The sequence below is a fragment of the Aeromonas sp. R2-3 genome, from assembly GCF_040908375.1.
Taxonomy (GTDB): Bacteria; Pseudomonadota; Gammaproteobacteria; order Enterobacterales; family Aeromonadaceae; genus Aeromonas; species Aeromonas veronii.
Map to the genome: position 1 here is coordinate 390130 of NZ_JBFODP010000027.1, position 12648 is coordinate 402777.

Annotated in this window: 10 protein-coding genes; all 10 read right to left on the reverse strand. The window is 50.7% G+C overall.

What is annotated here, in order from left to right; genetic code table 11:
• Window positions 1-325: 325 nt before the first annotated feature.
• The 10 genes from AB5Z02_RS14340 to AB5Z02_RS14385 all read right to left on the reverse strand — a co-directional run bounded on the left by AB5Z02_RS14340 (window position 326) and on the right by AB5Z02_RS14385 (window position 12614).
• Complete coding sequence (locus AB5Z02_RS14340) at window positions 326-736, reverse strand: H-NS family nucleoid-associated regulatory protein (RefSeq protein WP_005344269.1); 411 nt, start codon at window positions 734-736, stop codon at window positions 326-328.
• Between the two features lie 557 nt (window positions 737-1293).
• Window positions 1294-2949: a Wzy polymerase domain-containing protein gene (locus AB5Z02_RS14345; protein ID WP_368216246.1), complete on the reverse strand. Its 1656-nt coding sequence runs from the start codon at window positions 2947-2949 to the stop codon at window positions 1294-1296.
• Window positions 2950-3127: 178 nt separating this feature from the next.
• The gene (locus tag AB5Z02_RS14350; protein ID WP_368216247.1) at window positions 3128-5239 is read right to left on the reverse strand and encodes a YjbH domain-containing protein; all 2112 of its coding nucleotides are present in this window, start codon (window positions 5237-5239) and stop codon (window positions 3128-3130) included.
• Window positions 5239-5985 (reverse strand): capsule biosynthesis GfcC family protein, encoded by a 747-nt coding sequence (locus tag AB5Z02_RS14355; RefSeq protein WP_368216249.1) that lies wholly within the window; start codon window positions 5983-5985, stop codon window positions 5239-5241. The genes AB5Z02_RS14350 and AB5Z02_RS14355 overlap by 1 nt, the downstream gene beginning before the upstream one ends.
• Window positions 5982-6626 carry a YjbF family lipoprotein gene (locus AB5Z02_RS14360; protein WP_100654156.1) on the reverse strand — a complete coding sequence of 215 codons (645 nt, stop codon included), beginning with the start codon at window positions 6624-6626 and terminating at the stop codon, window positions 5982-5984. Before AB5Z02_RS14360 ends, AB5Z02_RS14355 begins: the two co-directional genes overlap by 4 nt.
• Before the next feature lie 57 nt (window positions 6627-6683).
• A complete protein-coding gene (locus AB5Z02_RS14365; protein ID WP_042080343.1) occupies window positions 6684-6947 on the reverse strand; it encodes a hypothetical protein in 264 nt (87 codons plus the stop codon).
• A 280-nt stretch (window positions 6948-7227) separates the two neighbouring features.
• Window positions 7228-9402 (reverse strand): polysaccharide biosynthesis tyrosine autokinase, encoded by a 2175-nt coding sequence (locus tag AB5Z02_RS14370; RefSeq protein ID WP_368216250.1) that lies wholly within the window; start codon window positions 9400-9402, stop codon window positions 7228-7230.
• 62 nt (window positions 9403-9464) lie between these two features.
• Complete coding sequence (locus tag AB5Z02_RS14375) at window positions 9465-9893, reverse strand: protein-tyrosine-phosphatase (protein WP_042018640.1); 429 nt, start codon at window positions 9891-9893, stop codon at window positions 9465-9467.
• A gap of 235 nt (window positions 9894-10128) precedes the next feature.
• Complete coding sequence (locus tag AB5Z02_RS14380; protein ID WP_335827598.1) at window positions 10129-11244, reverse strand: polysaccharide export protein; 1116 nt, start codon at window positions 11242-11244, stop codon at window positions 10129-10131.
• Between the two features lie 191 nt (window positions 11245-11435).
• Window positions 11436-12614 (reverse strand): glycosyltransferase family 4 protein, encoded by a 1179-nt coding sequence (locus AB5Z02_RS14385; RefSeq protein ID WP_368216251.1) that lies wholly within the window; start codon window positions 12612-12614, stop codon window positions 11436-11438.
• Window positions 12615-12648: the final 34 nt, after the last annotated feature.

Genomic DNA, 12648 nt, shown 5'->3' on the forward strand with positions numbered 1-12648 from the left:
ATAACGATTACCGGATATTCCATCAGCAGAGAGCTCGACTCTCGCCGAGCGGCGCCCCGTGAATCGTGAGAGACATATCCGAAGCGCATATCTGCACGACGCACACAAATAGCGATATCACGCAGTTAATCCTGCACGACAAAATTAATCGCAAACAACGAGTGATATTGAGAAAAGAAACAGTGTGGTGAAACGACGGAGAAAAGGATACAAGCGAGGATGTAGATAACAGTGGGGCAAAAGGGCGGATTGGATAACCACGAGTGACAAGGCAAAAAATAATGCCGCCCAAGGGCGGCATTATTCAATCTCTGAACCTGACGAATTAGATCAGGAAATCGTTCAGGTCTTTACCCAGTGCTACTTGAGCAGCAATGGCTTTCGGCATACGGCCTTGACCGGTCCAGGTTTTTTCCTGACCATCTTCTTCGTACTTGTATTTAGCCGGACGCGGAGCACGCTTGCTCTTGGCAGCGCCAGTCGCAGCAGCCGGAGCAGCGGCAGTCGCCAGCAGCTCGCGAGGATCAATACCAGCCTGCTGCAGCATTTCGGTGAATTCATTCAGCTTGCGCTGACGCTCTTCCTGTTCAGCACGCTCCTGTTCAACAGAATCGGCGCGCTCTTGGTAAACCAGGTCAAACTTCTCTTTAGCTTCCAGCAGTTGCTCAAACGGCAGCTCACGAATAGCCGCACGCAGACTGCGAATGTTCAGCAGAACTTTCAGAAACTCGTTCATTATTTCCTCACAAAAAAGTCGGTTACAGGGATAACTGTTTCAGAATAGCATGGACAATTCATAACTACATGCAATTTTTACTATCAGGGGATACTTGGAAAGAATATGAAAATAAACTTGCCAACAAACTCACGCTTTCACCCATTAAACCTATCTCGCCTAGGCATCTCTTTTGATATCACCACCAAATCGAACATACACATCTGAAACTATTAATATGAGGTTCAGGGTAATTGCCATCAACATTTTTCAGAAAATGCAACTAGTGCGTCAAACGATTCCTGAGTAATACCTACATAAAAAAATAGAACGATGCCTGCTCGCATCATGAGCAGATTAAGACCATGCGTCATATTACCCAATCGATCGTGCCAGGGATTAAAACCATTTATAAACAACAAGTTAAAAGCAGTCCAATGAACATAAAAAAGGCGCGTGACTAAAGGTGTGTTTCCCCTCTACCTTACCTTTTGCACGGAAACCACAGGTTCATTCCTACAGCTATAACGGGATAGAGACAAGCCGCTATGATTGCCTCATATCCCATTTTCCAAGCCTTAGTTGGCAGCTCCAGTAGGTAACGTATCCACACCACTGACCATTGGTTTAGAGGTTGCCTCAATCAGCAATGGTTCTTTTGGATACCAGCGGAGCGCTTCGGCTCTTAAATTACGAGCCTCGTCAGGACGCCCCAACGCATTCAATGCAACAACCATGTTCGCGTAGATATTTGCTCTGGGCGTATGGCGAACAAAATCTTGCCCCCATGCCAGGTAAGCTTCCAGTTCGGTCTTATTCTGAGTCTGTAAACCCACCATCAATCGTACCGCATTTACATCAAACTCAACCCGCGTCAACCAAGCCATTGGATTAATAATATCCAGCAACAATGCTGGCTCCTTATACCCACCCCGTTCGTATTTGGTGACGACCCAGGCAGTATGAAGCGCAGTCAACATGAATGGTACGATAAACAAGGGGATGGAAACCGCCAGAAAGCGTAACAACAACTTATGGGGGTAACGGTATACGGCTATCCCTCTGGCCGCGTCTGCCCCACAGGTTTCATCGATATACCAGACCAACATCAATAAAAAAATCCAGTGAGCAATGGAGTGATAGAGGGGATATTCGACCTGGGTATGAAGTGTAATGGGTACGACTAATGCCAATAAGGCCAATCCATGCGACCAGGATTGACCCGCTACACGCCATATCACAGCGGCCCCCATCACCAAGAGCCCGATGACAGGCAAGATACCCCCTTCAACAGCCCAATAGAGCAACTCATTATGAGGATGATCAAGGTTGTACTCAATCTGTGGCATTGCCGGATTCAATAACTTGTCTGCCATATAGTTATGCAGGAATACAGATTCGAAAGAACCATATCCCCATCCGGTAAAAGGATGTTGTGACAGCAGGTGCAATGCATACGACCAATAAATCGTACGATATCCCCCCGACTGATAGACAGAAAGACCCCGCTTGACCCCTTCCACACCATACAGAGATGCGAGTCCGAACAGAACGCCCAATAAGACACATGAAAGAGTCACCTTCAAAGCGTGGTTTCTCTTCAACCAGGGAAGCATCATCAGCAAAGCCAATATTCCACCCAATTGCCCAACTCTGGATTGAAGAACAATCAGCAACACCACTGAACCAACGATCACATACCCCTGAAGTGCCTTCAGCCATCGATGTTGGTTGAGGGTATTTAGCCAAGCAGCCAGAGACAAACCGGTGGCCATAAAACTGGCCATCACATTGGGTTGCTGAAAAATGCCATAGGGACGATTTGCTTTGGTGTCATAGCCAAGCCAATTGCCCGGTGTTAGCAGGTAATACTGCACCAGACCCAAAGTCATTTCGATAGCTATCGCGACCAGCATAAGCGTCAATAGCTGTTGACGCGCCTTCGGTGCAAGACGGAACTGATAGAGCGAGAAGAGAAATAATCCGCCGCCGACAAGACCACCGAGGCGAGGAAGTGCGTAATCACGCAAGGTGGCGTCAGACCACGCCATGGGTAGCAGCATCAATACAATCGCGCCCCCCCAAACTTGCAAGAGCCTGCTGGATACCAATTCGCCTTTCGACGTGATATGCCACAACCCCAGACAGATCATCAAAGAAGCAAATATCCATCCCCATGCGTTGAAAGGAAGATAGAGACCAGCCCCACCCGGGTTATGCATGAAAAAATGCATTCCAAGTCCCAACCAAAGTATGCTTATCCCCCAGAAGAGAAAAAACTCTCGCTTTTCCCGATGGGCTGATGGCACTGATGACCCGGTGGACGGAAATGTAGGCATAAAAAAAGCGCTCTGAAAAAATGGTGTTTCATACAACCATATTCAGAGCGCTTTACTCAAGCTATAGCATTAATTAGTCAGGAAATGACGCGTTGCTACTCAAACTGTAAAGACTGTATTTTCTGGCCAACATCTGGCCCCCATCTCTGGTCAATGGCATCCAGCCAATCGAGCCTTTGCTGGTTGTCGGGCGGAGCAGCATCAAGTCGAAGGGAATCGTCACATAGATACCTTTAGTGAAACTCCCCTCTCCATACTCATCAGCAGACACATCAGTCAGCGTTGCAAACACCCCTGCCACAACGCCGGATGAGAAGCGTTTGGACAGATCCAGTGTCGCCCCGACATCCCCTGCCAGATAACGGCCAATAGAGAGCTGGGCAGTCACATCATCAACATAGGGCAGTTGCCAATAACCGGTCACATGGCCTGTTGCCACATCGTAATCGGCCATCCGCAAAGTATTGTTCCAATCCCGTTGCTTGACCCAGTTCACATCAGCCGCAATCGCCCATGAACGACCAAAAGGACGATACAGCAGTTCGGCACCACCACCGGCGTACATCATCTCCAAATAGCCGGCATAAGCCTGACCATACCACTCAGGTGAGAACTGCTCGAAATGGGTCGCTTGCAGGTTGTTAAGCAATACATCGGAAGCGCTGACATATTCCCGGATCCAGGTTCTCACCCTGGGCAAAGCATCCCCGTCCTGCGGTGGATTCTTGTAATTGAACTTGTCGTAGTTATCGGCCAGGTTCACAAATACTGTGCCCCCCAGCCAGTTCTTCTCGGTCACCCGCCAATCACCATTGAAGTTGAGACCAAGCTGATACATGTAGAAAGACTCCGGCCCCCCAACAGACTGGTTCAACACCGGATCCACGCTGTAACTCAGCGCCGAGCTGCGACTTTCATAGCGAACAGGTGCCGGCGGTGCATTGGCTGCGATGACATCCGACTTATAAGTAGTCTCTTGTCCCAATGGGAGGTCACTGTTTGCCAACCGTACAGAGTCCATGTCCACTACAGTCTCACGGATATCGAGCCCTTTCTTCTGCTCAACGATATGCAGAGAGTGAACCGAAGCGGGCAACGCATTCGCGGCCAATAATGACATACGATCTTCGGCTTCATCTGGCTTGCGATACTTCAGCTGCTCACCGCTGACAAAAACACGATCGTCCGTGCCATACCAGACAAGATCACGATATCCGGCATTGCTTTTCGTCTGCGCACTGAGTGCAACCCAATCGACATCATCCAGTTGGGCCGGACTCTTTTCCGGTTGATACTCAGGCCGGGGCTCATCCAGATGGGTCTGCTGCAACTCATTAAAGTTGGTCCGCATAGTAATACCCCACATCAGGGTATTCCCACGCTGATAGCTGAGATGAGTATCCATATTATCGAAAATACGATACACGGCACCGATGTTGACAGGTGAGCTATGCGGCAAGGCTCCATAGCTGCCTTTGCTGTTACGGGCCGCATACTCGCGGCTGTAATCATTACCGTCATATTCCAGTTTCAGACGCAAAGGGCGCCATGGTGTCTGATACTCGATACCGCCAAACAAGGCCGCCGGGCCGTGGAACAGACTATCGACCTCAAATTTGCCGCCATTGCCCGCATAACCATCATTACGCTGGCACCAACTCTCTTTGAATTCACAGAAGGGGTTCTTGATATTGCCGCTCTCGGCCATATTCCCCCAGCCCATTCCAAGGGTGAAATCAAACGGGCCATAACGTTTACTGGCCACAACGTACTCGCTATCGAACAGGCCAGTCCCCATCAAGTCTCTGAAGCCCAATGATACTTGGGGTAAGTAATCAGACTCTTGCCAAAGTCGGAATTTAAAATCCATCGACTTGTCTTTATAAGTCTGATCCCCACTGAACTGCTCGTAAGGGCTATACAGACGAGTTCTGACATCGGTATAACGCAGCGTGGCCTCAAACCAGTCAAAGGGCTGCATGGAGATCGACCAGCGTCGATACTCTTCGTTATCCATGTAGTTGAAACTGAACTCGCCTTCTGCGGCCATTCTGGCACTGGGCATCTGCAGCAGACCTGCCCCACCGAAATCACTTTGCGATGGGCCATAGGGATCATTCGCCCCGGGTGCAGCAACACAAACGATCGAGACGGCCAGGGCAATATATGAAAGTTTTGGAATCATTAATGAGGCACCCTGTTTGCAATTATCTCGGCGATCCGCTGATTTATTCTGGCAAATGAAGAGGGCAACAGGTCAGGATCAAACCCGACCAGCAGTGCAGCCCCCGCCATGGGTTCACGATGAAGCTTGTTCCAGACGGCAACGGGGACCATCTCGATATCACCGGTTGGCTGGATCAACAGCAGATGAGCCGAGTCGGCCCCCTCCAGCAGCGCATCACGCTTCCAGTATTCATCGACACCTGCACCGGGAACCAGAGGCAACGTGGGGAGCGCTTCCATCAGGCCAAACATGGCAACCTGAGGCTGGCGGGCAGCAACAAACAGTCGGTAGTTGCCTTCCAGGCGAGGGTTATCCTGCGGGGAGCGCAGGGCATTGTCAGGATCAACTATCACAGGCAAGCGGCCGGTAACGGTGATGCCTTCGAGTTGATGTGCAAGACGAGTAGCAGAAGAGGCACGTTGAGCCTCACCTTCGCTACGCCATATGCTCGCCAGACTCTCCAACTCACGGATCACCGCCGCCTGCTTGAGCTCAAACTCATGTTGACGAGCCGGCGTCGTAATCTGGGCAGAGCGCCAATAGATGGGTGATGGCAGCAGCTTGTTTCTCAGCAAGGCGTCAAGGCGTGCCCCTTCACTCAAGGTGATGGGATCTTGAAGACGCCCCTGATAGTAAATGCTGACACTGGTATCCGCGAAGCAAGCACCGGACAGCAATAAAAGAGATAGGGTCAGTTTTTTCATGACGAGAATGGCTTCAAAATGGTGAGTTCAATGACCGGCAGATCAGGGCCGAGATGTTGCTGGGTTTTTACTACCTGTCCATTAACCGGATCTCGCCAGAAAACGTTGGTCCAGGATTTCCCCCCCGGGAACATTGAAACCGTCTCTTCAAAACGCGTAGCTGAAACTCGGCGCGTCACCAGATCCAGCTCATCCTGTCCGGCACGGACCATCTTCCCTTCAAGACGGTAGCCGCTGAGATAGCGCTGTTCCCACTCTGACAAGGCACTCCAGTTGGCAGATGAGGTAGCAGCCATCGACAGTGGGTCGGCAGAACCACTCTCGCTCATGACCAGGTCATTTTCCATACCGACAGTTTTAATGACCCGACCGTGGCGGGTAATAATCATGACCCGGTCGGCTGTCAGCCAAGAGAGTTCATCTCCATTGACATAAGCCAATACCACGAAGATCCGCGGGTTATCACCGATTTTCAGATAAGCGCTTGCATAAGGCAGTTTATTGACATGCTCGGCACTGACGGTCACATCATCAGCCCCCAACACGGCATATTTGATAGTTTCGCTCGTCACAGAAGCAGTATTTGAACAACCGGTGAGAGATAACAAACCAAGAAAAACAAGATTGCGCGATAAAGACATAGAGTGACCACAGTGACATATAAAAAAATAAGGCTGCCAAAGCAGCCCTATATCATATTAACGAGTACTGGTTGTGGTTCCGGTACCACGGCCGGCATCATCGTTGGAGTTGGCATTTGCAATGGCAACACCAGCAACAACCGCAGCACCTACACCAACGGCAACAATGGTGCCAGTCCCGATGGCAGCAGCACTGGCAGCACCAGCACCTGCGGCACCGGCAGAACCGGTGGATGCAGTAGCAGCAGCAGCTTCTTCAGCAGCCATCACACCATGAGAGAATGCCATGGCAGCAGCCAGAATCAGGGCGGTTTTTTTCATTTCATCTTTCCTTGTTTATTGTCTACTTGTGGCTCGGAGAAAATATGGCATGACAACAATGCTATTACCATATATCCCTTTACCAGCGCATTGCCATGTTCACAAAAAGTTAAGTAACTCATTGTAAACATAGATAATTGCAAATATAGCATACCATCGGGACGCTATTATTGCACTGAAATACAGGTTGCATTCGAAAACTATTTTATGGTGGTCATAAAAAAGGTGCGCCATGAAGACGCACCCTGCATTGACCTATTGCGGTTATCCAAACAGAATGTCAGGCTTTTTCCTTGCTGCCATAACTGTATTGATAATATCCGTAGTTACCGTAATAACTGCTCGCCTTCTTCTCGACCGCGTTGAGCAAGATCCCCTTGATAGCGACCCCATTTTGCTCGAAGCGGCGAATGGCCACCTCCACCTCTTTGACCGCAGTCTTGGCGAAGCGGGCAACCAGCAAGGATGCCCCCACATGCTGACCAACGATGGCCGCATCGGTGACCGCCAGGATGGGAGGGGAGTCAACGATGACAAAATCGTAGTGCTCGCTCGCCCAATCCAGCAGCGCTTTGAAACGAGGGTGCATCAACAGCTCGGAAGGGTTGGGTGGCACAGCCCCACGGCAGACAAAATCAAGGCCATCAAACCCGGTCTGGCTCACAACGTGTGCCAGCTCTGTTTGACCCGCCAGATAGGCACTCAGACCAGCGCCCATCTCCTGCCCCATAACCTTCTGCATGTAGCCTTTGCGCAAGTCGGCATCGATAACCAGCACCTTCTTGCCGCCCAGAGCCAACGTGGCAGCGAAGTTGGTCGACACGAAGGTTTTGCCAAGACCCGGGCCGGGGCCCGAGATCATCACTATGTTGTTTTTGGCTTCCATCATGGCGAAATGGAGGCTGGTTCGCAGACTACGCAGTGACTCCATCGCCAGATCGGCCGGATTTCGCGCAGCCAGCAAAGCCTCTTTGAGAGGCATTGCCTGCCGCCGCTTCTTCTGCTGCTGCTCGATGGTGGCCTGCTCAGAGGAGTAGGGGATGGTGGCATAGACAGACAGCCCCATCTCTTCCAACTGTTCCGGGCTTTCCACACCACGGTGGAAGGCTGCGCGCACCAGGATCAACCCCACCGACAGCATGCCACCCAGCAGTGTCGCCAGTACCACGATCAGCGGTTTCTTAGGCTTGACGGCACGGGTTTCAACAGCGGCATCATCGATGATCCGCACATTGCCGATAGTGCCCGCCTTCATGATGTTGAGCTCCTGCTGCTTGTTGAGCAGCTGGACGAAGATCTCCTGACCGACCTGCACATCACGGGTCAGACGCAAAATCTCCTGCTGGGTTTTTGGCAGACGCTTGATCGACTTGTTGATCGCATTTTTGGTATTCATCAAGGTCTGGCGCTTTTCCATCAGGGCGATGTAAGCGGGGTGCTGACGGGTATAGAGTTGCTGCAACTCAGCTTCCCGGAAGGTCAGCTCATTGAGCTGCTTCTCGAGGCCCACCATGGTATCCAGTGCGGCTTTCGCTTCCAGCGACAGATCGACCGACTCATTCTGCTGGCGATAAACATTCAACTGCTCTTCAGAACGATTCAGCTCCTCTTTAACCTGAGGCAGATGCGTCTGCAAGAAATCCAGGCTCTTCTGGGCCTCTTCGGTCTTGCGTACCACATTCTGCTGCAGATAGTTCTGGCTGATGTTGTCGAGCACCGCACGAATGCGGCCCTTGTCATCCCCTTCCAGCGCCAGCGAGATGATCCCGGTATTTTTGCCCTTTTCACTGACCTGAAGAGCACTTTGCAACTCGGCAATCACATCCAGAGCCGGTTGTTTGACCAGCGTGAAGACTTGCCCCTCATCGGCAGCCACATCAGACAACAGCAGGGTGACATCCTCTTTCTCAAGCAGCTTGCCTACCTGACCTTCCAGCACCCGCCCCTCAACCTCAAGGGTAAAGTGTTTGTCTGCGTCAACCGTCAGTGTCAGCGGCGTCCCCAGCAATTCAGACGCCACTTCAAAGCGGCTTACCGCCATCTTGGGATAGGGATGCCCCATCAGCCGTGACAGACCACGGCCAACCAGCGGGAAGAAATTGGGTGTCACTACGGTGTCGAGGTGAAGCTCTTGTACCGTACGGCCAAGCACCATACGAGAAGTCAGCAGCTCAATCTCGGCAGCCGCATCGGGCTGTTCACCGCCCAATACATCAGCCATATCCCCGAGCAACGCGGCACCACTGGCTTTTTTCTCCACCTGCAGCAAGGCGTTTGCCTTGAAGACCGGGGTCGCCAACAGAGCGTATGCAACGCCAAGAACCATAAACAGAGCGGTGATCGTCACAATCCACCAACGGCCATCGATCAGGTAACCCAGCAGGCGCCCCAGATCGATCTCGTCATTCTCCACCGCGGCACTGCTCTGCCGGGACGAAACAGAAGAAGTCGTCATTAAACACAATCCATTTTTATAGTCAGATACAACCCAAACACCACCAGACGCTGCGGATGTCGTTACAGTTTTTTCGCCCACCCATCGGCGCTACGCACCAACAGCTGGTAAACATGTTCGTAAGCTTCCCGGCTCAGACGATAGGGATCGGGCACTTCACTCTCCCCCTGCCAGTGGCCAAACAGCATGGTTTTGCCACGGGCCCCCGGGTCAATGGCCGTGACGGCAGAGATATGTCCTTTCTCCATCACAAGGATCAGATCGGCATCCTGACAGAGCTCGCGGGTCAGTTGGCGCGCCGAGTGTCCCTCTAGGGAAAGCCCATGCTGCTGTGCCACCTCGCTCGCGACCTTGTCGGCCGGCTTGTCAACCAGGGCACTGACCCCGGCAGAACTGACCTGACGGCCGGGCAAACGCTCGCGAAGCAGTCGTTCACCGGTTGGGGAGCGGCAAATATTGCCCACACACACCACAAGAATTTTTTCAAACATATCGCTGTCGCTCTTTAAAAATAAAATCTGCAGCCACCGCCCCTCACTACGTGCATCTTCCTGAAGGTAGGCGGGTAGAGGGCATAGCCCTCTGCCCTATCCTCCCCGTTTGTCACCGTATCAAGGCAACAAACAACCGGAGATAAGGGAGGCATCAGCCCCCCTCAATGCCGTCACCCTGAGGGAGTACGGCTACACGTCAATCAAGTGGGAGAGGTTAAGCAACATCACGGTCTTACCAGTTGCGAACCCGCAGCATGCCTTCGGTCAGCTCGTTAAAGCCGTTGATGGAGGGCACCAGCTGACTCAACACGCGATTCCAGCGCGTCACCGGCGCCGTGGTGACATAGACCACGTCATAAGGTTGCAATGCAAACTCGGTCCCCATCACCAGCGCGGTGGCATCACTCAGGTCGAGCTGATAAATGGCGGCTTTCTCTTGGGCTTTGGCGGCGGGGCGCAATACGAAAATGCCGGTCGCATTGGCGGCATTTTGGTTAAGGCCCTCGGCACTGCTCAGTGCTTCGGTCAGGCTCATCCCCTCACGACCAATGGTCAGGGTCGATGCCTTGTTGACCTCACCCATCACAAAAACTTTCTGGGCATCGTTGCGCGGCACATAGAGCATGTCGCCGTCACGCATCAACTGATTGTGAGAGAGATCCCCATACTGCAGCAGATCCTGCATGGAGAGCGGGAACTCCTTACCCTGGCGGGTCAACACCACATGGTGCCAATCTGCGGTCGGGGTCAGCCCGCCAGCCAGATTGAAGGCATCAAGCAGGGTCATTGGCACATTGGTGATGGGCTGGGCGCCCGGCTTGGTCACCTCACCGGAGATATAAACCTTCTGGGAGCGGAATGCCGCAATGCTCACATCCACCTGCGGGCTCTCGATAAACTGGGCCAGGCGCTTGGCGATATCGGTACGGATCTCCGCCACAGTTTTACCCACCACGGCCACCTTGCCGATATAGGGGTAGAAGATGGTGCCATCGGCGTGGACCCAGTTGCCCGCTTCGCTGGCACTGCGATAAGAACCGGCCGGGATGGTCAACTCGGGGTGATCCCACACGGTGACATTGAGGATGTCGCCCACACCAATCCGGTACTCGTAACGGCTGATCTCGCTATTGAGCTCGGGGTTGGCCTTGCCCACCACCTGCGCCTTGCGCAGTTGGCTGATCAACGCGGGGGTAACCGGATAGACATCTGCCAGCTGATCAACATCAACGGAACCTGTAGCCACCTCGGTTTTGCCACTGGTGGAAAGATTGGTACCGGGCACCACAGTGCATGCACTGAGCAGGGCCACGGCCGACAACAGAGGAATGAGCTGAATCCTTTTCACTACCACACCTTATTAAGCTTGCCATCAAGAACTGAACGGAAAAATCGCCGTATGATAGCGGATTTTATAAAAACTAGAGAGCATTATCTCTCAGAATGAACTCTCTAACTCACATCAATTAAATATATTCCTGGCTTCTATGCATACAGCTAAAGCAACATGAGAAATATCCAAAACAGACGCAAGCATAGCTAACTAAAAATGCTATCAATACGACCATCACTGTTTTTCTTTATAGGTATTCCATCGGCACTAAAATTATATTTAGATAGCATATCAATATATTTTTCTATCACGACTCGCTCATCAAATTTTTGAAGCACTAAATTTCTTCCTGCAACCCCCATATCAACGCGCTCTTGTATCGATTGGTTAATAATCAGCTCCATTGCTGCGGCAAGTGAATCCCGATTTTTAACTTTGCATAAGAATCCGGTCTTGCCATGAATAACAACATCTTTGCAGCCAGGTGCATCAGAAACGATAAGCGGCTTGGCCATCGCAGCAGCTTCTAACATCGTTCTCGGAATACCCTCACGATAAGATGGCAGCACCACACAATCAACATTGGCAATAACAGCTCTTACGTCATCTGTTGTTCCCAAATACTCAACAATCCCTTCTGACTCCCATATGCTTATTTGTTCACGACTGATAAGACTGGGGTTAGGAACATCGCAAGCACCAAGCAATTGAAAATGTGTCTTTGGATATTTACTTTTAATCACTCTCGCAGCTTCAATATATTCTCCAATCCCTTTATCCCACAACATTCTTGCAATCAGCAAAAATGTTGTGGAATTGTTAACGGACGAAGAAGATATGGGTGAAAAATGTGATACATTTACACCTTCGCCATGCAGTAGTTTAGCCTTATTTTCACTAACCAAGCTATACGCTAAAAATGCTTGACGATCATCTTCATTTAAAAACCATACTTCTTTAGGGTAACGAAATGCCATTTTATAGAGCAGCCGTGCAATTTTGGCAATAAAATTGTTATTGACAAATGTATACCCTAAGCCAGTTGTAATCGCCAACGATGGAATACCGGCTATTTTAGCAGCCAAAGAACCATAAATATTTGGTTTAATTGTATAATGAATAATAAAATCTGGATTTAGCTTACGATAGTAACGATACAATAAAGTCACTAACTTTATATCATCGAAAGGATTGACACCTTTGGCAGATATGGGCAGATCAATAACATCACAGCCCATGTCTTTAAGTTTACCAGAAAATTTATCATTAGGGGCGACTACCGATATATGATAACCATCACTGAGTAATCGCTTTAATAAACCATAGCGAAAATTAAAAACAGACCATGCGGTATTGGCCACGATGACTATATGATTTTTATTCACAGATACCTCTGAAAATCTAGATTTGACGTCAACA

Bases quoted from the DNA above. Each gene is read 5' to 3' on its own strand.
- AB5Z02_RS14340 (WP_005344269.1), bottom strand. From the start codon at position 736: ATGAACGAGTTTCTGAAAGTTCTGCTGAACATTCGCAGTCTGCGTGCG.
- AB5Z02_RS14345 (WP_368216246.1), bottom strand. From the start codon at position 2,949: ATGCATTTTTTCATGCATAACCCGGGTGGGGCTGGTCTCTATCTTCCT.
- AB5Z02_RS14350 (WP_368216247.1), bottom strand. From the start codon at position 5,239: ATGATTCCAAAACTTTCATATATTGCCCTGGCCGTCTCGATCGTTTGT.
- AB5Z02_RS14355 (WP_368216249.1), bottom strand. From the start codon at position 5,985: ATGAAAAAACTGACCCTATCTCTTTTATTGCTGTCCGGTGCTTGCTTC.
- AB5Z02_RS14360 (WP_100654156.1), bottom strand. From the start codon at position 6,626: ATGTCTTTATCGCGCAATCTTGTTTTTCTTGGTTTGTTATCTCTCACC.
- AB5Z02_RS14365 (WP_042080343.1), bottom strand. From the start codon at position 6,947: ATGAAAAAAACCGCCCTGATTCTGGCTGCTGCCATGGCATTCTCTCAT.
- AB5Z02_RS14370 (WP_368216250.1), bottom strand. From the start codon at position 9,402: ATGACGACTTCTTCTGTTTCGTCCCGGCAGAGCAGTGCCGCGGTGGAG.
- AB5Z02_RS14375 (WP_042018640.1), bottom strand. From the start codon at position 9,893: ATGTTTGAAAAAATTCTTGTGGTGTGTGTGGGCAATATTTGCCGCTCC.